Source organism: Sanguibacter antarcticus, assembly GCF_002564005.1.
Classification (GTDB): domain Bacteria; phylum Actinomycetota; class Actinomycetes; order Actinomycetales; family Cellulomonadaceae; genus Sanguibacter; species Sanguibacter antarcticus.
In genome coordinates this window covers 3,329,486-3,353,728 of record NZ_PDJG01000001.1, presented here as the reverse complement: position 1 = coordinate 3,353,728, position 24,243 = coordinate 3,329,486, and the positions used below count along the sequence as shown (strand labels likewise).

The window sequence follows — 24,243 nt, the reverse complement described above, 5'->3', positions numbered from 1 at the left end:
GACGCAGAGGACCGAGACGATGAACACGCTGCAGCGGTGGATGCACGGCCCGTGGTCGATACCGACAGCTTCAGGCACGCTCATCAGCCTGTCGTTGCTCGCCACGCAGGTGCATGGCGCGAGCGCTGTCGACGACGTCACCATGGTGGCCGCGGCCGCGGTGGCAGGGCTCCCGGTGGCTGTGCGAGCCGGACGCGCGCTGGTCGCAAAGGACATCAGCATCGATCTTCTGGTGTCGGTGGCCGCGATCGGCGCGGTGATCATCGGTGAGTACTGGGAGGCCGCAGCCGTCACGTTCCTGTTCGCCCTGGGGCACGCTCTCGAGGCCCGCACGATGAACAGGACCCGCTCGGCGCTGGCGGAGCTCGTCGCTGTCGCGCCCGACGTCGCCGTCGTCGTGCGCGACGGCCGCCAGATCGAGGTCCCGGCCGGCGCCGTGGCCACCGACGAGACCGTGCTCGTGAAGAACGGCGCCAAGGTCCCGGTCGACGGGGTCGTCGTCGGTGGGAGCGGCGCGCTGGACGAGGCCAGCATCACCGGCGAGTCGATGCCGACGGAGAAGACGACGGGCGACCAGGTCTTCGCCGGCACCCTCTCACGTGGCGGGTTCTTGCAGGTCAGGGCCACAGGGATCGGGGCGGACACCACGCTCGCCCGGATCGTCCACCGCGTCGAAGAGGCACAGGACGCGAGGGCGCGGACCCAGACGTTCATCGACCGTTTCTCCACCTGGTACACCCCCGCGATCATGCTCGTCGCACTGGTCGCCGCCGTGCTCAGCCACGACGTGGTCCTGGGGCTGACGCTGCTCGTCGTGGGCTGCCCGGGTGCGCTCGTGGTCTCGATCCCTGTCGCGATCGTCGCCGGTATCGGCCGTGCCGCACAGGACGGCATCCTCATCAAGGGCGGCGAGTTCTTGGAGCTCTCCGCCAGGATCGACGCCGTCGCCGTCGACAAGACCGGCACGCTGACCGAGGGACGCCCGCTCCTCACAGACGTGGTCGTCCTCGATCCTGCTCTCGATCGTGGGCAGGTCCTCACCTGGGCCGCGCGCGCAGAAGCCGGCTCCGAGCATCCCCTCGCCCGGCCGGTCCTCGACGCAGCCGTCCGGGAGGGGCTCGACGTGTCTGACCTTCCCGAGTCGACCGAGCCTGTACCCGGCCAGGGCATCGTCGCGACCGTCGACGGGCACCGCGTCCTCGTCGGGAACCTCACGCTCGTGCGAGACCGCGGCGTCGAGAACCCTGGCCGAGCAGGCCAGACCGCTGAGGAGCTCGCCGCAGCGGGCAAGACTCCGATGATCGTGGCCGTGGACGAGAAGGTGGTCGGAGTGATCGCCGTCGCCGACCAGGTCCGCCCCGACGCCGCGCAGATGGTCGCTGACCTGCACGCCGCGGGCGTCAAGAAGGTCGTCATGCTCACCGGCGACGCGCTCCTCGTCGCGAGCTCGATCGCTCAGGCGACCGGCGTGGACGAGGTCCGGGCGGGCCTCCTGCCGGAGGCCAAGCTCGAGGCTGTCCGAGAGCTGCAGCGCGACGGATTCGTGGTCGCGATGGTGGGCGACGGTGTCAACGACGCCCCCGCTCTGGCCACCGCCGACGTCGGGGTCGCGATGGGCGCCGCAGGATCGGCCGTCGCCGTCGAGACTGCTGACATCGCTCTCATGGCGGACAACCTGCTGCGCATCCCCGAGGCGATCTGGCTCGCGCGGCGGACCGTCGGCGTCATGCGCCAGAACATCGTCGTCGCGATGCTCACGGTCACGCTCCTCCTGGTGGGCGTCTTGACCGGCGGGGTGACGATGGCGATCGGGATGCTCGTCCACGAGGCGTCGGTGCTCGTCGTCATCGCCAACGCGATGCGCCTGCTGCGGACCCCGCCGGCTCCTCGGTCACGTCGCTCGTCGTTGCGGGTGCCAGCCCGGGTGGAGGAGTCCCCGCGACAGTCCACGGCGCTCTCTGCCTCTTGACCTTCGATAGAAAACAATCGATCATCGATAGATGAGAACCCTAACGGTCGTGTCGCTCCGCACAGTCCTGGTGGTCGTGCTCCTCGGCGCGGTCCTGGCCCAGGTCCTCGTCCCGATCACCGCGACGGCGCTCGGAGACCAGTACGCCGAGGTGGAGCACCTCGTCGTCCCCTACTCCGTCGCTGCCGTCCTCGCGATCACGTGTGCCGAGGTCGCCCTGCTGATGATCTGGCGCCTGCTGTCGCTCGTCCGGGCAGACGCGATCTTCACCGTCCGCGCCCTGCGCTGGGTCGACGTCATCACGATCTGCATCGGCATCGCGACCGCGACGGCGGCAGGAGTGACTGTCCACCTCGTCGGGATCGTCCAGACCGGCGGTCCAGGTGTCGCGCTGGCCCTGATCGGGTGCGTCGTCCTCGGGCTGGCGCTCACGCTCCTCATGGTCGTGATGCGTAGCCTGCTCGTGGCAGCGATCGCCCACCGCGGCGAGCTCGACACGGTCATCTGATGCCCGTCACCGTCGAGCTCGACGTCATGCTCGCCCGCCGCAAGATGTCGGTCGGCGACTTTGCCGAGGCGGTGGGCATCACGCCTGCCAACATCGCGGTCCTCAAGAACGGTCGTGCACGTGCCGTGAGGTTCTCGACCCTCGACGCGATCTGCCGCGTCCTCGAGTGCCAGCCCGGAGACATCCTGCGCTGGACGCCCGCCGACCGCTCGGAGCCGCACGGACACTGACCGGACGAGCCCGCACCGCCCCCGGCCTGCGCGTCTGCTCCCCCGGGTGGGAGAATCGCCGGTGTGGCCCGCGTCGACGAACTCCTGACGGTCCTGCTGGCCGGGGGCCGTCGCGAGGACCGGCTCACGCACGTCGAGAACCTGCCGGCGCGTCCCGGGACGCAGGGCGACTGGCCCGCGTGGGCCGACCCGTCGCTCGTCGCCGGGTACCGGAGCATGGGCGTCGAGCTCCCGTGGCTGCACCAGGTCGAGGCCGCCGACTCCGCGTGGGGCCGGACGCACACGATCCTCGCCACCTCGACCGGCTCCGGAAAGTCGCTTGCGTTCTGGTTGCCCGCCCTCTCCGCCGTGCGCGGCGACCGCGCCGACGAGGCGTTCGACCCTGGACGCATCGAGTCGGCCCGCAACCGCGGCAGCGTCCTCTACCTCAGCCCGACGAAAGCCCTCGCCGCCGACCAGCTGAGCTCGGTCACAGGCCTGCTGCGGGCGTCAGGGATCCGTGACGTCCAGGTCGACACCTGCGACGGCGACACCCCCTTCGACGCGCGCCGCTGGATCCAGGACCACGCCGACGTGATCCTCACCAACCCGGACTACCTGCACTTCTCGCTCCTGCCGAACCATGCCCGGTGGGCCCGGTTCCTGCGATCGCTGCGGTACGTCGTGATCGACGAGGGGCACGCGTTCCGCGGCATCTTCGGCGCGCACGTCTCCCTCGTCCTGCGCAGGCTCCAGCGCCTCGCCGAGCACTACGCCCCGGACTCTCGCACCGCCGCCGGCAGCCGCAGCGGACCCACCTTCGTCGTCGCCTCCGCGACGACCGCCGACCCGGCCACGAGCGCCGCACGGCTCATCGGCGTCGACCCGTCGCAGGTACGGGCCGTCACCGCGGACGCGAGCCCGGCCGGCCGCAAGACCTTCGCACTGTGGGAGCCGCCCGAGATCCCGCCGGTGCGGGGCGAGATGACCACCCGTCGGCGGCTCGCAGGCGACGAGGCCGCGAGCGCGTTCGGTATCGACGAGCACGGCGACGACGGCCTGGGGCTCGTCGACGACGCCGACCCGGTCGATGCCTCGGGCGACCCGCGACCCCGCCGTTCAGCGACTGCCGAGGCTGCAGACCTCCTCGCGGACCTCACGGCGCACGGCGCACGGACCCTGGCCTTCACGCGCTCCCGGCGAGGCGCAGAGTCGGTGGCGACGACGACGCAGGACCACCTGCGGCCCGTCGACCCGTCGCTGCCCGGCCGGGTCGCGGCGTACCGCGGCGGCTACCTGCCCGAAGAACGTCGGGCGCTCGAAGCCGCTGTCCGCAGCGGGGAGATCCGGGCGCTCGCCACGACGAACGCGCTCGAGCTCGGCGTCGACATCTCCGGCCTCGACGCGGTGCTCATCATCGGCTGGCCCGGGACCCGCGTGTCCTTGTGGCAGCAGGCGGGGCGCGCCGGGCGCGCGGGATCGGACGGGCTCGTCGCGTTCATCGCGCGCGAGGACCCGCTCGACACGTACCTCGTGCACAATCCCGACGCGATCTTCCGCACGCCCATCGAAGCCACAGTCTTCGACCCGACCAACCCGTACGTCCTCGCCGGGCACCTGTGCGCGGCGGCGGCCGAGCTGCCCGTGCGCGAGGCCGACCTCCCGCTCTTCGGCGGCGCTGGCGCCCGCACGCTGCTCGACCAGCTCACCGCACGCGGGACCCTGCGCCACAGGACGTCCGGCTGGTACTGGACGCACCACCAGGGAGCCGCGGGGTTCACGAACATCCGTGGCGAGGGCGGCACGCCCGTCGCTGTCGTCGAGTCGTCGACCGGCCGCCTGCTCGGGACGGTCGACGCCGCAGCCGCGGACGGCTCCGTCCACGAGGGGGCCGTCTACGTCCACCAGGGCCAGAGCTTCGTCGTCGAGGAGTACAACCTCAGGGACTCGGTCGCGCTCGTCGCCCGCGAGACCGTCAGCTACACGACGTGGTCACGGTGGGTGACGTCGATCGCCGTCGTCGAGGAGGTGGAGCACGTCGGCTGGGGCGATCGCGCCGAGCCTGCCGGGCCGACCGTGGACGCGCCCGCGACCGACGGCCGCCCACCGGTCGAGTGGGGGTTCGGCTCCGTCGAGGTGTCCACGCAGGTAGTGACCTTCCAACGACGACGTGTCCCCGGCCAGGAGGTCCTCAGCACCGACCCGCTCGACCTTCCTGTCCGCACCCTGCAGACCGCCGCAGCCTGGTGGTCGGTCTCTGCCGAGCTCCTCGAGTCTGCCGGCGTGGACGCCGACGACGCGCCCGGAGCCCTGCACGCCGCCGAGCACGCGTCGATCGGGCTCCTCCCCCTGCTCGCGACGTGCGACCGCTGGGACCTCGGCGGCGTCTCGACCGCGATCCACGTGGACACCGAGCGCGCGACCGTCTTCGTCTACGACGCGTTCCCCGGCGGGGCAGGGTTCGCGGAGCGCGGCTACCGGCTCGCCGAGACGTGGCTCAGCGCCACGCGCGACGCCATCGTCGGGTGCGCGTGCTCCGACGGGTGCCCAGGCTGCGTGCAGTCACCGAAGTGCGGCAACGGCAACAACCCGCTCGACAAGGCTGCCGCGGTGCGCCTGCTCGATGCCGTGCTCGCGCACGCACCGATCACAGGCTCGCCAGGCTCGGACGCGTCGCCCATGGGCCGCTGAACCGCGCCCCGTCACCCGGCGTCGACCGGTACGGCGTCCTGGCTCCTGCGCCGCGACCGGACCACGACCGCCCATGCCACGAGGCCGAGGGCTGCGCCGAGGACCGGGTACGTCGCCGAACGTCGAGCGAGCGCGTAGAAGTAGACGCCACCCGGTTCGGAGAGGAGACGGACCGCCGCGCCGACCAGGCCGACAGCTGTTCCGGCGAGCGTCGCGACGACCGCGGAGCGCAGCCCCTGCGGGTCCGCGACCGGGACGGCGCGCCGCCACCACCAGACCACGAGGGCGACGAGCAGGAGCATCCCCAGCAGCGAGCTGCCGTGCTGGAGGTAGACGTAGAGCGCCCGGCCGCCGGCGAACGGCTCACGCATGACGTCCCATGCCTGGACGGTGCGGCCGGGCCGGTGCGTGACGTCGTCCCACGCGAGGTGGGAGAGGATGCCGAGCAGCGCAGACCCCAGGACGATCACCACCCCGGAGACCCACTCGCGCCACGGATCGGCTCGCGGGGCGTCACGGACCTGGACGGTGGCCGCAGGAGGGGCCGGGCTCCGGCGCGGCAGCGCCCCGAGGAACGCCGGTCCGAGGACCGTGACCCACAACGCGGCGAACCCGACCGCGAGCACCACGTCGAGACTGAACGCGGCGGGGAGCCCGTGCGTGACGAGACCGAGCCTGTAGGCCCCTGGCCACACGACGTCGACGAAGTTCGGCACGTCGGGGACCATCGAGCCGGCCACGAGCGCAGGGACCGCCCACCGGCGGACCGGCTCGCGCACTCGACCGCGCGCGGCCGCGCGGACGAACGGCAGGGTCACGAGCGCGTGGACGGGTGTGTACGGCACCGCGCCATCCTGCCAGCCGGGTGCGCTTTCGCGACGATCCGCGCACGTCAAGCCCTCATGCGAGCGTCGAACGAACCGATGGGAGAGCGAGGCCGATGATGAGACAACGCGACGAGACCCCCCACGACGAGCACGAGACGTCAGGTTCGACGACGGCTCTGCTGCTCCGCTATGCCCGCGCCCGGGCTGGCGACGAGGGCGTCGCTCACATCATCGAGGAGTCCGGGGTCGACCACACCGCCGCGGAGCTCGAGAACGCGCAGAGCTGGTTCACCTACGAGACTCGGACGGCGCTGCTCGAGGCGATGGTCACGGTGCTCGACGACCCTCAGGCTGCTCTGCGTGCCGGTGAGTCCGCGATCGTCTACGGAGTCGAGCACGCACGGCTCCTCATGATGAGGGCCTTCACCTCGCCGCGCCCCGTCTACCAGCTCATGCCTGACGTCATCCATGACATCTCGACCGTCACGGCGGTCGAGGTCGTGTCGACGACCCGGACGTCGGCCACGATCCGGGTCCGGACCACGGGCAACCACGAGCCGCACCGGCTCGACTGCGCCCTGACGCGCGGGTACGTCTCCGCGATCCCCGTCGTGTTCGGTCTCCCTCCCGCGACGATCGTCCACGACGAGTGCCAGTGCGACGGTTTTGCGGCATGCACCTACACGATCGTGTGGGAGAAGCGGCGCCGACGCTGGCGCCTGCGCCGGCCTGCCTCCTCGCTCCCCGCAGCCCTCGAGCTGGCCGCGCTGCGCGGCCAGCTCCGCGACCTCCAGCAGTCTGCGTCCAGCCTCGTGGCGAGCGACGACGTCGACACCGTGCTCGACCGGATCGTCGACCAGGCGTCGTCGGTCGTCTCCGCCACCGCGTTCGTCCTCGTGGTCGACACCGACGAGGCGCCGATCGTCCGGACCCGAGGCGCCGCCGGTGCCACGATGGACGCGCTGGTCACAGCCGTGTCCCGCGGCGACCAGCTGAGCACGAGCTGCGCCGTCGTCGAGGTGGCCTCCGCCCACGGACGGCGCGGACGCCTTGCGGCCGCACGACCAGAGAACGTCCCGATGAGCGACGACGAGCGCGCCCTCCTGCAGTCCTACGCGCGCCACGCGGCCGCCGCCCTCGACCTCGTCGGTGCTGTCGAGACGAGCCGACGCGAGACCACTCGCGCCACCGCGCTCCTCACGCTCGCCCGAGACCTCACGGCAGCGCACGACGCCGACGCGGTCGCGGAGGTCGCGGCCACCGCGCTGCCACGGATCACCGGTGCGCGGTCGGCGTCCCTCATGCTGTGGAGCTCGGCCGAAGGCTACATGCGGGCCGCCGCCGCGAGCGGTCACACACCGACCGAGCGGGCGATGCTCCTCGCACGGGAGATCCGTGCCGACGGCACGCCCGAGCTCGTCGAGCTCCTCACCCGCCGCCAGCCCATGCACATCGAGTCTGCCCGTGCGAGCCTCAGCCTGGCCACGCTCATCGGCACGATCGGTGCGACCTCTGTCACGATCGTCCCGCTCGTCGCCGGCGAGGAGCTCATGGGTGTGGTGACGGTCGGGTGGCCCCGCCCGCTGTCCCCGCGGCAGCGCGACGAGGCCCTCGACCGGGTCGCCGGCGTCGCCGACCAGGTCGCCACCGCCCTCCAGAACGCCCGGCTGCTCGCGACCGTGGAGCACCAGGCGCTCCACGACGCGCTGACCGGCCTGCCCAACCGCACGCTGTTCAACCGGCTCCTGGACAGAGAGCTGAGCAGCGGGACCAACGACCTCGGCACCGCTGTCCTCTTCTGCGACCTCGACCGTTTCAAGCACGTGAACGACCGTTGGGGCCACGGTGCCGGCGACGAGGTGCTGCGCCAGGTGACGCACATCCTGCGCTCCGAGATCAGTGCGTCGGACACGCTCGCGCGTCTCGGCGGCGACGAGTTCGGCATCATCCTGCGCGCGACCGACGACGTCCGCACGGCCCTCGCCGTCGCGCACCGGCTCGTGGCACGTCTCGACCAGCCGCTGCGGATCGACGGTCGCGAGCTGCGGATCACGTCGAGCATCGGCATCTCCCTGCACTCCGGCCCCGAAGGTCGCGCGGACCGCATGCTCGGCGCAGCCGACAACGCCATGTACGTCGCGAAGCAGCGTGGACGGGACCAGGTCGCGGTCGCGGGCGAGACCGAACCGCTCCTGCCCGTCCCCTCCCTCGAGGGTGAGCTGCGTCGCGCCATCGAGGGACACCAGCTGCGCCTGCACTTCCAGCCGGTCGTCGACGTGTCCGCCACCGACCACTGCACCGTGCTCGGCGCCGAAGCGCTCCTGCGGTGGGAGCACCCGCGCCTCGGGCTGCTCGCCCCTGGCTCGTTCCTGCCTCTCGCCGAAGACTGCGGGCTCATCACCGAGCTCGACCTCTGGGCCCTGAACGCCGCGTGCCTCGCCCTCGCGGGCTGGGAGGAAGCCAGCCCACCGTGCCCCCGCGGGCCGCTGCGCGTCGCCGTCAACCTGGCAGCCGACACGCTCGTGGACCCTCGCCTCGTCCCCGCGGTGCGCGCTGCGCTCACCCGCAACGGCCTCGCCCCCGAGCGGCTGCACCTCGAGCTGGTCGAGAGCCGCTCCCTGACCGACGTGAGCGGGGTGATCGAACGCCTCGCCGAGCTGCGGCAGATGGGCGTGCGGATCTCGCTCGACGACTTCGGCACCGGGTTCTCGACGCTCGCGTGGTTGCAGACCCTCCCCGTCGACCAGATCAAGATCGACCGGTCGTTCGTCATGGCGCTCGAGGAAGGCGGGTCGATCGCGCTCGTGCGGGGCGTGCTCGCCCTCGCTCACGAGCTGAACATCGAGGTCGTCGCCGAAGGCGTCGAGGAGCCGCACCAGCTCTCGATGCTGCGCGACGCAGGGTGCCGCATGGCGCAGGGCTACCTGCTCGGCCGGCCGATGCCCACCTTCGTCGGCAACGTCGCGCCGATCGGGCTGCCGGGCCCAGACAGCCCCGCGGTCGAGACCTAGCCGACGAGGTTCACCTGCACGTCAGACGCCGCCGAACGTATGCTGGCTCATGCCCTACTTCGGTTCGATCGACGGTACGAGGTTGTACTACGACGTCATCGGTGACGAGGACCTGCCGCCGCTCGTGGTCCTCGCAGGAGGTCCTGCCCGGCACCCCGAGTATCTCGGCGACCTCGCCGGACTCTCGACGGTCCGTTCGCTCGTCGTGCTGCACCAGCGCGGCGTCGGCCGGTCGGAGCCGTCGCCCGAGGCCGAGACCGCCTGCTGGCCCGAGCTGGCGGAAGACGTCGAGGCGCTGCGGGACGCCCTCGGATTGGAGCGGATCGCGCTCCTCGGGCACTCGGCGGGCACCCGTGTGGCGCTCTCCTACGCGGCCCGCTACCCCGACCGCACCGAGCGCCTGTGCCTCGTGACACCACCGGCGACCTGGCTCGTGCCGGTGCCCTCCGACGCTGCCGCGATCGTCGAGTCTCACCGCGGCGAACCCTGGTTCGACGCCTTCGACACGGCGCGGACCCGGTTCACCGATGCGCTGAGCGCCCGCGACCTCATCGATCTCTTCCCCGTGATCGCCCCGATCGGCTGGGCCAGGTGGGACGACACCGCTCGAGCGCACGAGAAGATCGGCGCCTGGAACGCGGAGGCTCAGGACCTGTTCTCGGCGACGGTCGATGCGGCTGATCTCCGGGCCCGGCTCGCGGCGGTGTCCGGCGACGTGCTCGTCGTCGCCGGAGAGCAGGACGGTGTGACGGGGCTCGCCCCCGTCGTCGCGCTGGCCGAGATCTTCCCGGCAGGCCGCGCGGCGGTCATCGCCGGGTGCGGGCACTACCCGTGGGTGGAGCAGCCCGAGGAGTTCTCTCGCGTGGTGCGCGAGCACCTCGCCTGAGCCGCAGGGTTCACGACGTCGGCGTCCGCAGGGTGAGGATCTCCGCGCCGTCCTCGGTGATCGCGATCGTGTGCTCGCTGTGCGCGGTGCGGCAGCCGGTCGCGCTGCGCAGCGTCCACCCGTCGGCGTCGGTGACGAGCTCGTCGGTGTCCACCATGACCCAGGGTTCGAGCGCGAGCAGCAGCCCTGGGCGCAGGGTGTACCCGCGGCCGGGGCGCCCGGTGTTCGCGATGTGCGGGTCCTGGTGCATCGTCGACCCGAGACCGTGGCCGCCGAAGTCGGTGTTGATCGGGTACCCCTCCTCGCGCAGCACCGAACCGATGGCCGCGGAGAGGTCGCCGATGCGTGCGCCGGGCCGTGCCGCAGCGATCCCTGCAGCCAGCGCCCGTTCGGTCGCCTCGATCATCGCGACGCTCTCGCGCGGCTTCGCGCTGCCGACGAGGAAGCTCACGGCAGAGTCTGCGACGATCCCGCCGGCGGAGAACGCAAGGTCGAGCGAGAGGAGGTCTCCGTCCGCGAGCGCGTAGTCGCGCGGCAGCCCGTGGAGCACGGCGTCGTTGACGGACGTGCAGATGTAGTGGGCGAACGGCCCGCTGCCGAAGGAGGGCGCGTAGTCGACGTAGCAAGAGGTCGCACCCGCTTCGAGGATCATCTCCTGGGCCCACCGGTCGATCTCGAGGAGGTTCGTCCCGACCGTGGTGCGTTCTCTGAGCGTCTGGAGGACGTGGGCGACGAGCGCTCCGGTCGTTCTCGCCTGGGCCAGCTCGGGGGTGCTCAGGATCTCGATCATGCGGTTCCTTCCTCAGACGACCAATAACTATCCCGGTCATACTATCCCGCTATCATCGGAGCCATGGTCAGGTTGCCGCTCACTCCCGCCGAGGTCGAGCGCGGACGACGCCTCGGCGCCGCGCTGCGGCGCGCCCGCGGCGCACGCTCCATGCTCGACGTCGCGCTCGAGGCCCACGTCTCACCGGAGACGCTCCGAAAGATCGAGTCAGGCCGGGTCGCCACCCCGGCGTTCCAGACCGTCGCAGCGATCGCTGCGGTGCTCGGCCTCTCCCTCGACGCGGTGTGGGCGGAGATCTTCCGGCCCGAGCACGACGAGCACTCCGGACCTACCTGCAACACCTGCCGACAGCTGGCCTCGTAGGCGCCTGAGGACCTATCCCGAGCGAGCCGACAGATGTCACGATAGGACATGCCCAAACCACCAGCATCGACGTCCCGCGCCTGGATCTTCCTGCGCCAGATCGCCCATCTCAACACCGCAGTGTTCCGCGCGACACGCGGCAAGGTCGGCGGAAAGCTCATGGGCGCGCCCGTGCTGCTGCTCCACCATGTCGGGCGCAGGTCGGGTCAGGCCCGGACGTCCCCGCTCCTCTACCTCGACGACGCGCCCCGGCTCGTCATCGTCGCGTCGAAGGGCGGCGTCGACGACCACCCTGCCTGGTTCCACAACCTCATGGCGATGGTGAGCACGGAGGTGGAGCTGCCCGGCGGAGAACGGCGGACGGTCGTTCCGCGCGTCGCCGAGGGAGACGAGCGCACGGCGCTGTGGGAGCGCCTCGTCGTCCTCTACCCGACGTATGCGACCTATGCGACATTCACCAAACGGCTCATCCCGGTCGTCGTGCTCGACCCCGTCGACGCCTGACCCCGCCCAGACCCGCACGCCTCAGGGCATCGGCGCACGGCATCCGCCCAGGGCACGGCCGCAGGGCGCGTGCCCGTAACTTCTTACATCCCGCCGTCCCACGACGATAAGACGGATGAGCGCGGACCACACCGCGCCGCTCCGGCGAGACGAGGTCACGACATGTCAGTCATGGAGACGCGCGTCGTCGACCTCGGGCACACCTCGCACACACCGAACTGGGACGCGCTCGTCGACGAGCTCGAGCTGCTCCAGGACTCAGACGCTCTCGTCTGTGTCGAGCGTGCCGACGAGTACCTCGACCTCGCTCGCCTCTACGGCGACGAGCACGCCGAGATGCGGCTCCTGTGCTGCGCCGCCTACGCCCACCACGTCCTCGCCCACGACGCGGACGCGCTCGAGACCGCATCCCGCGCGGAGCACCTCGCGCACACGCGCGGCGACCTCGTGTGGGAGTCCCGCGCACTCGTGTGCCAAGGCCTCGTGCGCCGCGAGATCGGTGACGCCGAGGGCGCCATCGACCAGCTCGAGCGCGCGCTCGACCTCCGACGCCAGACCGACGACGACTCCGGGACGGCCTCCGTCCTCAACAGCCTCGGCACCGTCTACATGAGCATGCCGCACTTCGCCCCACAGGCTGCGCGCGTGCTCGTCGAGGCGCGCCGGCTCTGGACCGCGGCCGGAGACACCGACCGCGCCTCGATCGCGCAGACCAACCTCGCCAAGGCGTACGTCGCGACGAGCGGCCGGCTCGCCGCGAGCAACCCGCGCGGCGCGGCCGCAGCAGCCCGACACGCCCTCGGTATCGCGCGCCAGTCCGTCGAGGAGGCCGACGCGGCCGGGCTGTCCCGCACAGGCATCGACGCGCGGCTCGCCGTCGTCGGTGCGCTCGTGCTAGCCGGCGACCTCAAGGCCGCGGGCCTCGCCCTCGACGGCACGGCCGCCATGCTCCAGACGTTCCCGTCGACCCGACAAGACCTCTCCTACCACGGCCTGCGCGGACGATGGCTCGTCCACGTGGGACGCCTCGACGAGGCGGTGCTGACGATCGTCGACGGCCTCGACCTGTGCGCCGAGCTCGACAGGCCGAGCGAGCGGATCGATCTCCTCACCACGCTCGTCGACGCGTACGAGGGCCGCGGTGACCTCCGCTCGGCGCTCACGACGATGCGCGAGGTCCACGAGCTCACGCTCGAGCTCGGCGACGCGACCGCCGACCGTCGGGCCCAGCTGCTCAGCTCACGGCTCGACGTCGAGGCGGAACGGTCTCGAGCGCTCGCGCTCGAGGAGCACAACTCTCGGCTCGAGCACGAGGCCACCCACGACGTGCTCACCGGGCTGCCCAACCGTCGGGCGCTCGACGTGGCGCTGGCCCGCTGGTCCACCGAGCCCGGGCGCGGGTTCGCGTGCGCGCTCCTCGACATCGACCACTTCAAGCGCGTCAACGACCAGTGGTCGCACCAGGTCGGGGACCATGTCCTCGCCCGGCTGGGGACGCTGCTCCACGACCTCGTGCGCGACGGTGACGTCGCCGCGCGCTACGGCGGCGAAGAGTTCGCGATCCTCCTCGACGGGCTGAACGACGCCAACGCGACCGACGCGCTCGAGCGGATCCGTCAGGCGATCGCCGCCCACGAGTGGGACGACCTCACGCCCGGCGCGGGGCTCACGGTGAGCATGGGCGTCGCGGTGCACCAGCCGAACGAGCCGATCGAGTCGTTGCTCTCCCGCGCGGACGCAGCGCTCTACGAGGTCAAGCACAACGGACGCAACGGCGTGCGTCTCGCCCGATAGCCGGCCGGGCCGGCACCCGGCGCCGGGCACGGGTCAGCGCCACAGAGGCGTCTCCCAGTCCACGACGGAGAGCGGGACGACGAGCACCGGGCGGTGCTGGTGCCGCGCGAGCCGCACCGCGACGGACCCGTCGACGACCTCGCGCAGCCGAGCACCTGGCCCGGGCGCACGTGTCCCGACGACGAACGCGGCCGCGTCGACGGCACGGGCCAGGTGCGTGAGGGCACGGTCCGCCCGCCCAGCGAGATACCGCAGCTCCCACGGGACGCCACCGTGACCGAGCACCTCGCTGAGCGACTCCTCGATCTGCTGCTTCCGTCCGATCCACGAGTCGTCGACGACGTCCGGGTCGATCTCCGCGTGCCGCACGGTCCCGTCCGGGTGCTCCTCGACGGTGAACCGGCTGGAGTCGACGTAGGCGAAGTACAGCTTCACGTTCCCGGCCGCGACGGCCCAGGACTCGGCAGTGAGCGCGACGAGCTCAGGCTGGCGGGGGACGATCCCGACGACGAGGGGGTGGCCGACGAACGGTGTCAGCCGCGACGCGCTCGGTTGCGGTGCCTGGTGAGGATTCATGGCGTCACTCTCCTGAGGTCGACCATCCCACCGCACGGGACCGCCCGCCACCGCTAGCGGGCCAGCCGTGCCTCCGTCGCAGCGAGCAGCACGCACGTCGCGACGCCGTCCATCGACGTGCGGACGTCGTCGAGCGACGGGAAGCTCGGGGCGAGGCGGATGTTCGCGTCCTCGGGGTCCGTGCCGTACGGGAACGCGCAGCCGGCCGCGGTGAGCGAGATCCCGGCCTCTCTCGCGAGCTGGACGACGCGGCGCGCGGTGCCGGGCACGACGTCGAGGCTGACGAAGTAGCCGCCCTCAGGCCGGGTCCATGTCGCGACCCCCGTGCCGTCGAGACGCTCGGTGAGGATCTCCTGGACGAGCGCGAACTTGGGCGCGAGGATCTCGCGGTGCTTCGCCATGTGCGCCCGGACCCCGTCGGCGTCGCCGAAGAAGCGCAGGTGCCGGAGCTGGTTGACCTTGTCCGGGCCGATGCTCTTGATGCCGTAGTGCTTCTGGTACCAGGCGATGTTCTCGGACGATGCGCCGAAGAAGCTCACGCCTGCACCGGCGAACGTGATCTTCGAGGTCGACGCGAGAGCGAGCGGACGGTTCGGGTTCCCCGCCTCGGCGGCGAGCCCCAGGACGTCGAGCGCCGGTGCCCCCTGCTCGACGAGGGCGTGCACGGCGTAGGCGTTGTCCCAGATGATGCGGAAGTCGGGGGCGGCAGTCGGCATGGAGACGAGCGCGCGCGTGATCTCCTCGGAGTAGACGGCACCCGTCGGGTTCGCGTACGTCGGGACGGTCCAGATGCCCTTGATGGCCGCGTCGTTCGCGACGAGCTCGCGCACGACGTCCATGTCCGGGCCGTCGTCGTTCAGCGGGACGGGGATCATCTCGATGCCGAACGACTCGGTGATCGCGAAGTGGCGGTCGTAGCCCGGGCTCGGCGCGAGGAACTTCACGACCGGTTCCGCCGACCACGGCCGCTCGGAGTCCGGGGTGCCGTGCAGGAGCGCGAACACGACGAGGTCGTGCATGATCTCGAGGCTCGCGTTGTTGCCCGCGAGAAGGTTGCCCACCGGGATGTTCAGCAGCTCGGAGAAGATCGCCCGCAGCTCGGGGAGACCGTCGAGCCCACCGTAGTTGCGGGTGTCGAGGCCAGTGCCGTCGCGGAAGTCCTCACCGGGGAGCGTGAGGAGCCCGTTCGCGAGGTCGAGCTGCTCGGGGGACGGCTTGCCGCGCGTGAGATCGAGCGTGAGGTTCTTCGCCGTGAGGTCCGCGTAGCGCGCGGAGAGCGACGCGTGCTCGGCAACGAGCTCGTCGGGGCTGAGGGACTCGATCGCGATCTGGGAAGGCATCCTGTGGCAACCTCTCCTCGGCATTCGCCGAGATGGGAACGACTGCGGAGCGTCAGGCCCTGTGGGCCTGTCTCGATCCTAGAGGACCGACCTGGCCCGACGGCAGGCCGTTCGGGTGCAGCGACGAGACGCAGCGAGACAGCAGGTCGCTGAGGTTCGACCGCTCGTCTGCGCTGAGCGTGGACGTCATCCTGTCTTCGACCTCTCTCACGGCGGCGCTGGCGGCGGCGAGCTGGCGATGCCCTCGCGGGGTGAGCTCGGTCGGCAGGACACGCCCCACGGCAGGCTGCTCGGGTCGCACCACGAGGCCGTCGCGCTCGAGGGCCTGGAGCAGCACGTTCATCGACTGCCGGGTGACGAAAGCGCCTCGGGCCAGCTCGGAGCCGGAGAGGCCTGGTCGCTGCGCCAAGAGCTCTAGGCACGAGTAGTGCGTGATGCTCATGGAGAGGGGGCGCAGCACGGCCTCCATCGAGACGCGCAGCGCGCTCGACGCCTCCTTGAGGAGATACCCCAGCGAGGACTCCATCTCGCTGCAGGTTCGCGACCTCCCAGCCTCGGCCGCGTTCTACGAGAAGCACCTCGGCTTCGCCCGGCAGGCAGGGCCGCCCCACGCGGTCGTGTTCGACACCACCCCGGCGGCGTTCGCCGTGCGCGCACCGCTCCCGGGCGTCGACCTCGACGCGGTCCCCCAGCTCGGTCTGGGCGTCGGCGTGTGGTTGCACGCCCCCGATGCCCAAGGCGTGCACGACGCCCTCGTCGCCGACGGGGTTCCCATCACCTCGGCCCCCGTCGACGGACCGTTCGGCCGCACCTTCACCTTCGCCGACCCGGACGGCTACCAGATCACCCTCCACAGCCGGGCCTGAGCCCGGGCGCGTCAGTCGAGGACTGCGGTCACCTCGACCTCCACGAGGACATCAGGCTCGAACAGCGAGTCGACCCCGACGAGGGACGCAGGGGGCATCGGGATCGGCAGCCCGATCTCCTCTGCGACCGCACGGACGCCGGCCATGAAGGCGTCGATCTTCGCGGGCTCCCACCCGGTCACGTAGAACGTGAGCCGCACGACGTCGCCGAAGCCGGCACCGGCGCCCTGCAGCCCTAGGTGTGCGTTCCGGAGAGCGTGCGAGACCTGCCCGCAGAGATCTCCTGGGGCGGACGGTGTGCCGTCGGCGTGCCGCGCGACCTGGCCGGAGACGTGCACGTGGCGGGCGCCGGTCGCGACAGCGACGTGATGGTAGGGGACAGGCTGCATCAGGCCTTCGGGGGACAGCAGAGAGACGGTCACGATCAGCTCCTTCGATCAGACGATGTGGTGTCCCATGGATACCTGGTGCCTGGCGGCCACTTCAACGAGACTGGGTTTCATGAGCGATACCGTGCGCCCCGCCCCGGACCGGTTCGAGCTCCGCGCACCGCACCGCGAGCTCCTCGACCAGGTTCTCGACAAGTGGTCCCTCGACGTCCTCAACGAGCTGTGCGAACGGCCGGCGCGCTTCAGCGAGCTGAAGCGCGCCATCCCCGAGGTGACGCCGAAGTCGCTGACAGCGACCCTGCGGCGTCTCGAGCGCAACGGCATCGTCGAGCGCGTCGTCCTCAGCACCCGGCCGGTGGCCGTGGAGTACCGCATCAGCCCGCTCGGCAAGACCCTCAGGCCACCGATCGACGCGATCCTCGAATGGGCCGCCGTGCACGTCCCGCTCATCGACGACGCTCGACGCCGTTTCGACGACGAGGTCGACGGGCCGCTCTAGCCCGAGAGCCGCGGAACAGGCAGGCCGTGGTCGACGACCGCACGATCAGGCCGCGGGAGCACCCCCCGCAGGCGCGGCGGTCTCGGCCGTCACACCAGCCACAGGCAGCGTGACCGTGAACGTCGTCGCGCCCGGTGTGCCGTCCACGTCGATCCGGCCACGGTGAGCGCGCACCACGGCATCGACGATCGCCAGGCCCAGGCCTGTCGAGCCGCTGCCCGGGGAGCGGGCGGCGTTGCCGCGGCTGAAGCGTTGAAAGAGGTGGTTCCGCAGCGACTCAGGGATCCCAGGGCCGTCGTCACGCACAGTCAGGACGACGGTCTCGCCGTCCGAGCGCACGGACGTGACGATCGTGGTGCCGACAGGAGTGTGGACGCGCGCGTTCGCCAAGAGGTTGACGAGCACCTGACGCAGCCGCCCCTCGTCGCCGAGCACGATCGTCGGAGAAGGATCGTCGATGTCGTCGTCGCTCTCCTCCGTCTCCGGAAGGTCGAGCCGCCACCGGTGGTCAGGGCCGGCTGCGTGGGCGTCCGACACCGCATCGAGGGCGAGAGCCGTGAGATCCACCTCCTCCGAGCCGAGCGGGCGGCCCGCGTCGAGCCGCGCGAGCAGGAGCATGTCCTCGACGAGGGTGGTCATCCGCAACGACTCCGACTCGACGCGCTCCATCGCGTGGAGCACGTCGTCGGGCACCTCGTCGGGCATCCGTCGGACGAGCTCCGCGTAGCCACGGATGGATGCGAGCGGGGTCCGCAGCTCGTGGCTGGCGTCAGCGACGAACTGCCGGACCTGCGTCTCGCTCTCGTGACGCGCCGCGAGCGCGCCCTCGACGTGGTCGAGGAGCCGGTTGACGGCCGAGCCGACCTTCCCCACCTCGGTGCCAGGGTCGGTGTCGGCGTCGGGGACGCGCTCGAGCTCGGCGACCTCGCCGCGGTGCAGCGGGACCTGGGAGACACGCGTGGCTGTCGCGACGACCCGTTCGAGCGGGCGCAGCTCACGCCGCACGAGCGCTCCGCCGGCAAGGGCGGCCGTGAGGATGCCGAGGGCAGCGATGATCACCTCGACCGCCAGGTACTGGCTGACCGTCGCGGTGACGTCCTGGCTGGAGAGACCGGTGACGACGAGCGTCCCGTCCGCTGTCCTCTCTGCCACGACGCGATACGGGCCGAGGTCGTCGAGCGAGACCGTGCGGGGCCTGCCGTCCGGCTCGACCTCTTCGAGGACGACGATCTGCTCGTCGGTGAGCGACTGGTAGGAGCCGACAGCGTCGATGTATCCGGAGAGCTCGATGTTGTTTCGGATCGACAGAGTGACTGTCCCTGCGCCCTGCCCTGGTGTGTCGAGGCCAGGCGGCGGCACGTCGAGCGCCCGGGTGCCTCCCGTGCGAGCAGCAGGCTCGCCGGCTGCGGTCGCATCGTTCTGCGCGTCCACCCGAGGCCCCTCGTGGGCCCCCAGAGCGCGGATGCTCGCCTGGTCGAGGCGTTCGTCGAGCTGGTCGACGAGCGACTCCCGCAGGGCGAGCGTCGAGAGGGTACCGATCGTTGCAGCAACTCCGATGAGCAGGCTCACGAGGACGACGACGAGCCGTCTCCGGAGCGTCCACCCGGTCATCCGGCAGCCGTCGTCTGCACCTCGACCTCGGCGGGCTTGAGCACGTAGCCGACTCCGCGCAGGGTGTGGATCATGGGCGCCCTGCCTGCGTCGATCTTGCGGCGCAGGTAAGAGACGTAGAGCTCGACGATGTTCGCCTGCCCACCGAAGTCGTACTGCCAGACGCGGTCGAGGATCTGAGCCTTGGACAGGACGCGGCGAGGGTTGCGCATGAAGAACCGCAGGAGCTCGAACTCCGTGGCGGTGAGCCGAACCTCGGCGCCCCCGCGCGTCACCTCGTGACTGTCCTCGTCCATGACGAGGTCGCCGACCCGCAGGGTGCTGTCGTCGGCGGTCGTGCTGGCTCCGGCTCGGCGCAGCAGAGCGCGCAGGCGCGCGACGACCTCTTCGAGGCTGAAGGGCTTCGTCACGTAGTCGTCGCCGCCGGCGGTGAGCCCGGCGACGCGGTCTTCGACCGCGTCCTTGGCCGTGAGGAAGAGGACCGGGACCGACGGGAGATCGGCGCGGATCTTGCGGAGCACCTCGATCCCGGTGAGGTCGGGCAGCATGACGTCGAGGACGATGACGTCAGGCGGGGTCTCTCGCGCCGCCTTGACCGCCGCTCGTCCGGTGAGCGCAGTCTCGACCGACCAGCCTTCGTAGCGCAGCACGGTGGAGAGAAGCTCACCGAGCGACGGTTCGTCGTCGACGACGAGGGCCCTGACGGGCGAACCGTCGAGGCGGGTGAGAAGGTCAGGCTTCGTGCGGGCTGTCGGGATGCTCATGCATCCATGATCGCGCGCGCACCCCTTGCACGCACTGAGCATTCCCTGTGCACAGCCTGTGGAACGTCGCAGTTCGCCCGCCCTCATGCCGGGCTCACAGGAAGCACGTAGGGGCGGCACAGAGCCGTCGGTCAGAGTTCTCGTCATACCTCAGAACTCTGGAGCCCCGATGACCATCTTCCTGACCTTCACCCTGGACCTCGTAGCGATCGCGGTCCTCACCTTCGGCCTGTACTTCCCACGCCACCGACGGCGCGAGCTCGTCGTGGCGTACCTGGGCGTCAACGTCGGGGTGCTCGTCGTCGCGACGGCACTGTCCTCCTCGACCATCGGTGCGGGTCTCGGCCTCGGGCTCTTCGGGGTGCTCTCGATCATCCGGCTACGGTCTACCGAGCTGGGGCAGCAGGAGGTCGCCTACTACTTCGCGGCCCTCGCGATCGGTCTCCTCTCTGGTCTCGCCGTCACCCCGCTGTGGCTCACGGCCGTGCTCGCCGCACTCGTGCTCATCACCCTGTTCGTCGGCGACCACCCTCGCCTGCTCAACCGGTACCGGAGCCAGCTGATGGTCCTCGACTCGGCGTTCACGGACGAGAGCACGCTGATCGCTCACCTCGAGCAGCTCCTCGGCGCGACCGTGCACGCCGTCGTCGTCCGGAAGGTCGACCTCGTCGTGGAGACCACGCTCGTGGACGTGACATACCACGTCGACGCGAACGTGAAGTCGCCCCTGGCCCGGGTGTCGCGTCGCACCGCGCAGACCATTGCCGTGCCTCAGGCCCCCGCCGAGAGCCTCGTGTCTGGAGCGCACCGATGACGACGACGATGCGCCTGCCGGCCTCGCGAACGTCGAGGTCCTCGACCCAGGCGACCGTGCAGGATCTCGACACCGTCCTCGGGAGCATCGCTCCGGTCTACCTCGACGAGCTGCTGAACCGCGCCGCGCTCCAGACCCGCACGGACCGCAAGTACGTGCTTGCCATGGACGCCACGATCGGGCTTCTCGAAGACCTTCGGGAGCGGGCGCAGATCCTGGAGATCGCGGGCAGCCACACCTTCGGCTACGAGTCGGTCTACTTCGACACCCCGGCGCTCCGCAGCTTCATGCTCGCCGCCCGCCGCCGGCCCGCACGGTTCAAGATCCGGACCCGGACCTACCTGGACTCCGGCGAGTGCTGGCTGGAGATCAAGACGCGCGACCGGCGCGGCCGGACCGTCAAAGCACGACAGCCTCACGACCTGGCTGATCGTCGACGGGTCACCCCGGCGGGGCACGAGTTCGTCCGAGCGGTGCTCGACGAGCAGCGGCTGTCGTCCGAGGAGGCAGCCACCCTCCGTCCGACGCTCGTCACGCGCTACTCGCGCGCCACGCTCCTCGTGCCGGGAGCGACGCCGGCGACGGACAGCCGTCTGACGATCGACACCGGTCTCGTGTGCTCGCGCGACGACAGCGCCGTGGTGCGGCTTCCCTCGCGCGCCGTGGTGGAGACGAAGTCGGGTGCGGGAGCCTCTGCGGTCGACCGCCTCCTCTGGAGCCGCGGGCAGCGGCCGTCGCAGATCTCGAAGTACGGGACCGGCCTCGTCGCCCTCGACCCGCGGCTGCCGTCGGCGAAGTGGATGCGCGTGCTCCACCGCAACCCCTTCGAGCACACGGTCCTGCCTGCTCACGGCGAACCTGTTCTCCCGAGGGCGGGTGCGACCTTCCGCCCGCTGTCGCCCGAGGCCCGCTCGTGATCTCCTGAGGACCATGGCGCGCACGCGCACCCAGCACACCGGACGAGAGAAGACGACGATGTATCGAGCACTGTGGAACGGCACCGTTCTCGCTGAGTCAGCGGACACGGCCCTCGTCGAGGGGAACCACTACTTCCCTGCAGAGTCCGTCCATGAGGAGTACTTCACTCCGAGCAGCACCACGTCGGTGTGCCCGTGGAAGGGTACTGCTAGCTACCTCGACGTCACCGTGGACGGCCAGACGAACCCCGATGCAGCCTGGCGCTACGTCGATCCGAAGGACGCCGCGTCGAACATCCGTGGGTTCTATGCGTTCTGGAAGGGCGTCACGGTCGAGTCGACAGACTGACAACCCCTTCGAGGGCTCCTGCGAGGGGCGGTCGCGACGATGTCAGGTCGTCGCGACCGCCCCTCTCGTCGTCTGACGACCCACCTATGTAGTGAACCTACCTAGGTTGCGTTACCCTCTAGTCATGTCCGAGGAGAGCCCCACCCCCAGCGAGTGGCCGAGCGAGTGGCTGCGCGGGGTCGTGGGCCTCTGCATCCTGCGCATCCTGACCGACGGCCCCACCTACGGGTACGCGATCGGCGCAGCACTGGCCGACAGCGGACTCGGCACGCTCAAGGGCGGAACGCTCTACCCGCTGCTCAAGCGCCTCGAAGATGCCGGGTACGTCACCACCGAGTGGCGTGCGGGCGACGGGGGCCCGGGCCGCAAGTACTACCACCTGACCCGCTCCGGCGAGGACGAGCTCGCTCACGCAGGAGGCCGGTGGGTGCGGTTCACCGAGGTCACGCGATCCATCATCCAGGGACCGCGCACCGCGGCCACCACCCCGCAGGAGGTCGAGTCATGAGGTCGTCGATGCGCGAGCGCTGGACTGCATGGAAGTACTCGGTCGAGCTCACCCTCGCGCCGCACGTCGAGGGGCTGTGGGCTGAAGAGCTCCTCGTCGAGCTCCGGCTCCAGGGCGTGAGCGGCACGATGATCGGCGAGGCGCTCACCGAGGTCGAGTCGCACTGCGCCGAGAGCGGCGAGCGCGCCGAGGACGCGTTCGGAGACGCGACCGGGTACGCACGCAGCCTGGGGCTCCCCCGCAGCCCGGACGAATCCGCCACAGCGGTCGCGGCGGCGGTGATACCGGTCGTCGTCCAGCTCGTCGGGATGTACGCGACGACCGATGCCTTCGATGCCTGGGTCGCCGGGGACGAGCTGGGGTTCACGACCGGAATGGTGCTCTCGACAGCCATCATGCTCGGCGTCATCGCGAGCGCCGTCGTCTTCACCGAACGGGTGCTCCGGTTCATCGTTGCCCATCCGGTCTTCGCATACTTCCTGTCCATGGCGATCGTCGGGATGTACACGCTGGTGACGGTACTCGGCCGGCACGTCCTGGTCGCCGTGCCTGCCGTGCCTGTGCTCATCGTCTCCGCCGGCGTCCTCGTGGCAGGTGCCGCCTGGCAACGAACACGCTCGCGGAGCGGGGTCGACGACGACCCTGTCACCTCACCGCTTGCACACCTCGCCCCAGACACCGGTCAGACGCCAGGAGACGAAACTGCACCAGGGAGCAGAATGACCAAGAGTCGCGTCGGGGAGGCGCTCCTTGCTCACGCCTACCTGATGACTCCTGCCTATACGGCTGTGATTCTCGTACTGACGTGGGGACTCACGCCTCGGTGACCATGCGTCAGTGATCACGCATCGGCGGTCATGCGGCGGCGATCCTGCGCGGCGACGGCTGCTGGTGCTGTCGTCGATCACCTTGCCTCTGCTGCTGACGCAGGACCGGCGCGCGCCCTCGCAGACGCGGTCCGGCCGACGGGTGCCCCGACGGTGACGGCGACCGTGTAGATCCCGTCCCCCTCGGCGAGACACTCCGCCACCGTCCCGCCGTTGCGGCGAGCGACCTCGTCGGCGAGCGAGCACGGCTCCTGCACCCCCGACATGTCGGCACCCGCTGCGGAGAGCGCCGCCAGGTCCGCTGCACCTTGCGCAGCGCCGCGCGCCGAGACGGTCCCCCCGAGCACCCCGACGAACGCCGCGAGCAGCACGAGTGCAGCGACGACCCCGACGAGCAGGACGGTCCCCGCGCCCGCCTCGCGATCGCGCCCGCGCACGCGGCGTACGACCGTGCTCACTGCGTGCCGCCCACGACGACGGCCGACTCCAGCCAGGCGGTCGACGTCGCTGACGCAGCGAGACCTCGGCCGCCGAACCACCCGCCGGCGACCGGCGCAGCGACGGTGACGGTGACCCAGGGGTCTGCTCGGTGCACAGACACGGACACGGCGTCCCCGGCTGTGCGCTGGGCGATCTCGGCGGCCCGCGCGTCAGTCTCCCCGGCCGCGGCCGCGCGTGCTCCGGCGCGCGCCGCGTCGGTGACGCGCAGCTGGACGATGCCCGCCGCAGCGATGACGAGGACGGCGACGAGCACGAGGACCACCGCAGGGAGCGCGACGGCGAGCTCGGCCGTCACGGCTCCACGTTCACGGTCGGCAGCGAGGTCCTGCTCCCTCCGGTGGCCGCCCATCGTCAGCCGATGCTCAGTGCGCTGGTGATGAGCCCGGTGAGCAGGCCCTTGACCGTCGCGCTCTTGAGGACGGTGATGAGCAGCCCGGCGAAGCCGACGGCCGCGATGGTCGCGATGGCGTACTCGGCCGTCGCCATGCCGTCGTCCTGGCGGGCCAGGATCATGGCGCGCACGGTGCGCACACGTCCGGTGACCCATGGTCGGACGCGTGCCGACAGCGATCGTGCCGGCAGCGACGTAGAGGGTCGGGGGTGCGTAGTCGTGGTGGTCATGAGGTTCCTCTCGATCGGGTGTGCTGCCCGCCCGGTCGGGCGAGTCCTGTGAGCGTGCTGCGCTCGACGCGTTCGTCGAGGCAGGCCTGGGCCTCGGTGGGGAGCGGCA

Annotated in this window: 27 protein-coding genes; 16 read left to right on the top strand and 11 right to left on the bottom strand. The window is 70.9% G+C overall.

Annotated features, from left to right (window positions below):
• Positions 1 to 19: 19 nt before the first annotated feature.
• The 4 genes from ATL42_RS15360 to ATL42_RS15345 all read left to right on the top strand — a co-directional run bounded on the left by ATL42_RS15360 (position 20) and on the right by ATL42_RS15345 (position 5,377).
• Entirely contained in the window at positions 20 to 1,969 is a 1,950-nt protein-coding gene (locus tag ATL42_RS15360) for a heavy metal translocating P-type ATPase (RefSeq protein WP_098456111.1), read from the top strand.
• Between the two features lie 31 nt (positions 1,970 to 2,000).
• Positions 2,001 to 2,477: a DUF2975 domain-containing protein gene (locus ATL42_RS15355; protein ID WP_098456110.1), complete on the top strand. Its 477-nt coding sequence runs from the start codon at positions 2,001 to 2,003 to the stop codon at positions 2,475 to 2,477.
• The gene (locus tag ATL42_RS15350) at positions 2,477 to 2,707 is read left to right on the top strand and encodes a helix-turn-helix domain-containing protein (protein WP_098456109.1); all 231 of its coding nucleotides are present in this window, start codon (positions 2,477 to 2,479) and stop codon (positions 2,705 to 2,707) included. Before ATL42_RS15355 ends, ATL42_RS15350 begins: the two co-directional genes overlap by 1 nt.
• A gap of 63 nt (positions 2,708 to 2,770) precedes the next feature.
• Positions 2,771 to 5,377 carry a DEAD/DEAH box helicase gene (locus tag ATL42_RS15345; protein ID WP_098456108.1) on the top strand — a complete coding sequence of 869 codons (2,607 nt, stop codon included), beginning with the start codon at positions 2,771 to 2,773 and terminating at the stop codon, positions 5,375 to 5,377.
• Positions 5,378 to 5,388: 11 nt separating this feature from the next.
• Here the strand turns inward: ATL42_RS15345 and ATL42_RS15340 are convergent, their stop codons facing one another.
• A complete protein-coding gene (locus tag ATL42_RS15340) occupies positions 5,389 to 6,222 on the bottom strand; it encodes a DUF4184 family protein (RefSeq protein ID WP_169925451.1) in 834 nt (277 codons plus the stop codon).
• 95 nt (positions 6,223 to 6,317) lie between these two features.
• Between ATL42_RS15340 and ATL42_RS15335 the strand changes: the two genes are divergently transcribed.
• The gene (locus ATL42_RS15335; RefSeq protein ID WP_098456106.1) at positions 6,318 to 9,215 is read left to right on the top strand and encodes a putative bifunctional diguanylate cyclase/phosphodiesterase; all 2,898 of its coding nucleotides are present in this window, start codon (positions 6,318 to 6,320) and stop codon (positions 9,213 to 9,215) included.
• Between the two features lie 49 nt (positions 9,216 to 9,264).
• Complete coding sequence (locus ATL42_RS15330; protein ID WP_098456105.1) at positions 9,265 to 10,101, top strand: alpha/beta fold hydrolase; 837 nt, start codon at positions 9,265 to 9,267, stop codon at positions 10,099 to 10,101.
• 10 nt (positions 10,102 to 10,111) lie between these two features.
• Here ATL42_RS15330 and map read toward each other — a convergent pair whose 3' ends face one another.
• Positions 10,112 to 10,891 (bottom strand): type I methionyl aminopeptidase, encoded by a 780-nt coding sequence (gene map / locus ATL42_RS15325; protein ID WP_098456104.1) that lies wholly within the window; start codon positions 10,889 to 10,891, stop codon positions 10,112 to 10,114.
• A 63-nt stretch (positions 10,892 to 10,954) separates the two neighbouring features.
• Here map and ATL42_RS15320 point away from each other — a divergent pair, with 63 nt between their 5' ends.
• The 3 genes from ATL42_RS15320 (at position 10,955) to ATL42_RS15310 (ending at position 13,552) form a co-directional block, all read left to right on the top strand.
• Positions 10,955 to 11,254 (top strand): helix-turn-helix transcriptional regulator, encoded by a 300-nt coding sequence (locus tag ATL42_RS15320; protein ID WP_098456103.1) that lies wholly within the window; start codon positions 10,955 to 10,957, stop codon positions 11,252 to 11,254.
• A gap of 48 nt (positions 11,255 to 11,302) precedes the next feature.
• The gene (locus tag ATL42_RS15315) at positions 11,303 to 11,758 is read left to right on the top strand and encodes a nitroreductase family deazaflavin-dependent oxidoreductase (protein ID WP_098456102.1); all 456 of its coding nucleotides are present in this window, start codon (positions 11,303 to 11,305) and stop codon (positions 11,756 to 11,758) included.
• Positions 11,759 to 11,920: 162 nt separating this feature from the next.
• Entirely contained in the window at positions 11,921 to 13,552 is a 1,632-nt protein-coding gene (locus ATL42_RS15310) for a GGDEF domain-containing protein (protein ID WP_143556790.1), read from the top strand.
• A 33-nt stretch (positions 13,553 to 13,585) separates the two neighbouring features.
• Here ATL42_RS15310 and ATL42_RS15305 read toward each other — a convergent pair whose 3' ends face one another.
• The 3 genes from ATL42_RS15305 to ATL42_RS15295 are packed head-to-tail and all read right to left on the bottom strand — an operon-like array spanning position 13,586 to position 15,994.
• On the bottom strand, positions 13,586 to 14,128 hold the full coding sequence (locus ATL42_RS15305; protein ID WP_098456100.1) for a universal stress protein: 543 nt from the start codon (positions 14,126 to 14,128) through the stop codon (positions 13,586 to 13,588).
• A 53-nt stretch (positions 14,129 to 14,181) separates the two neighbouring features.
• Entirely contained in the window at positions 14,182 to 15,468 is a 1,287-nt protein-coding gene (locus tag ATL42_RS15300) for an aspartate aminotransferase type Ic (protein WP_098456099.1), read from the bottom strand.
• Positions 15,469 to 15,520: 52 nt separating this feature from the next.
• Positions 15,521 to 15,994: a MarR family winged helix-turn-helix transcriptional regulator gene (locus tag ATL42_RS15295; RefSeq protein ID WP_098456620.1), complete on the bottom strand. Its 474-nt coding sequence runs from the start codon at positions 15,992 to 15,994 to the stop codon at positions 15,521 to 15,523.
• On the opposite strand from ATL42_RS15295, the gene ATL42_RS15290 reads away from it, so the two are divergent.
• Positions 15,966 to 16,334, top strand: coding sequence for a VOC family protein (locus ATL42_RS15290; RefSeq protein WP_245862632.1), 369 nt, complete (start codon positions 15,966 to 15,968; stop codon positions 16,332 to 16,334). The two genes, ATL42_RS15295 and ATL42_RS15290, sit on opposite strands and share 29 nt — an antisense overlap.
• A gap of 11 nt (positions 16,335 to 16,345) precedes the next feature.
• On the opposite strand, the gene ATL42_RS15285 is transcribed toward ATL42_RS15290, so the two are convergent.
• Complete coding sequence (locus ATL42_RS15285; protein WP_098456098.1) at positions 16,346 to 16,756, bottom strand: RidA family protein; 411 nt, start codon at positions 16,754 to 16,756, stop codon at positions 16,346 to 16,348.
• A 79-nt stretch (positions 16,757 to 16,835) separates the two neighbouring features.
• On the opposite strand from ATL42_RS15285, the gene ATL42_RS15280 reads away from it, so the two are divergent.
• Complete coding sequence (locus ATL42_RS15280) at positions 16,836 to 17,222, top strand: winged helix-turn-helix transcriptional regulator (RefSeq protein WP_098456097.1); 387 nt, start codon at positions 16,836 to 16,838, stop codon at positions 17,220 to 17,222.
• 45 nt (positions 17,223 to 17,267) lie between these two features.
• On the opposite strand, the gene ATL42_RS15275 is transcribed toward ATL42_RS15280, so the two are convergent.
• Both ATL42_RS15275 and ATL42_RS15270 read right to left on the bottom strand, forming a co-directional pair.
• Positions 17,268 to 18,833, bottom strand: a complete 1,566-nt coding sequence (locus ATL42_RS15275; protein ID WP_098456096.1) for a sensor histidine kinase — start codon at positions 18,831 to 18,833, stop codon at positions 17,268 to 17,270.
• Positions 18,830 to 19,597, bottom strand: coding sequence for a response regulator transcription factor (locus ATL42_RS15270; protein ID WP_098456095.1), 768 nt, complete (start codon positions 19,595 to 19,597; stop codon positions 18,830 to 18,832). Before ATL42_RS15270 ends, ATL42_RS15275 begins: the two co-directional genes overlap by 4 nt.
• Before the next feature lie 169 nt (positions 19,598 to 19,766).
• Between ATL42_RS15270 and ATL42_RS15265 the strand changes: the two genes are divergently transcribed.
• The 5 genes from ATL42_RS15265 (at position 19,767) to ATL42_RS15245 (ending at position 23,012) form a co-directional block, all read left to right on the top strand.
• On the top strand, positions 19,767 to 20,411 hold the full coding sequence (locus tag ATL42_RS15265) for a DUF4956 domain-containing protein (protein ID WP_098456094.1): 645 nt from the start codon (positions 19,767 to 19,769) through the stop codon (positions 20,409 to 20,411).
• Positions 20,408 to 21,328 (top strand): polyphosphate polymerase domain-containing protein, encoded by a 921-nt coding sequence (locus tag ATL42_RS15260; RefSeq protein WP_245862629.1) that lies wholly within the window; start codon positions 20,408 to 20,410, stop codon positions 21,326 to 21,328. The genes ATL42_RS15265 and ATL42_RS15260 overlap by 4 nt, the downstream gene beginning before the upstream one ends.
• Before the next feature lie 13 nt (positions 21,329 to 21,341).
• Positions 21,342 to 21,677: a DUF427 domain-containing protein gene (locus ATL42_RS15255; RefSeq protein WP_245862626.1), complete on the top strand. Its 336-nt coding sequence runs from the start codon at positions 21,342 to 21,344 to the stop codon at positions 21,675 to 21,677.
• Between the two features lie 124 nt (positions 21,678 to 21,801).
• Positions 21,802 to 22,185, top strand: a complete 384-nt coding sequence (locus ATL42_RS15250; protein WP_098456093.1) for a PadR family transcriptional regulator — start codon at positions 21,802 to 21,804, stop codon at positions 22,183 to 22,185.
• Positions 22,182 to 23,012, top strand: coding sequence for a hypothetical protein (locus ATL42_RS15245; RefSeq protein ID WP_098456092.1), 831 nt, complete (start codon positions 22,182 to 22,184; stop codon positions 23,010 to 23,012). The genes ATL42_RS15250 and ATL42_RS15245 overlap by 4 nt, the downstream gene beginning before the upstream one ends.
• A 77-nt stretch (positions 23,013 to 23,089) precedes the next feature.
• On the opposite strand, the gene ATL42_RS15240 is transcribed toward ATL42_RS15245, so the two are convergent.
• From ATL42_RS15240 to ATL42_RS15230, 3 genes are read right to left on the bottom strand one after another with little or no spacing between them, the layout of a single operon-like run.
• Positions 23,090 to 23,470: an Rv3654c family TadE-like protein gene (locus ATL42_RS15240; protein ID WP_211281838.1), complete on the bottom strand. Its 381-nt coding sequence runs from the start codon at positions 23,468 to 23,470 to the stop codon at positions 23,090 to 23,092.
• A complete protein-coding gene (locus tag ATL42_RS15235) occupies positions 23,467 to 23,808 on the bottom strand; it encodes a TadE family type IV pilus minor pilin (RefSeq protein WP_245862623.1) in 342 nt (113 codons plus the stop codon). The genes ATL42_RS15240 and ATL42_RS15235 overlap by 4 nt, the downstream gene beginning before the upstream one ends.
• 56 nt (positions 23,809 to 23,864) lie before the next feature.
• Positions 23,865 to 24,134 (bottom strand): DUF4244 domain-containing protein, encoded by a 270-nt coding sequence (locus ATL42_RS15230; RefSeq protein ID WP_098456090.1) that lies wholly within the window; start codon positions 24,132 to 24,134, stop codon positions 23,865 to 23,867.
• Positions 24,135 to 24,243: the final 109 nt, after the last annotated feature.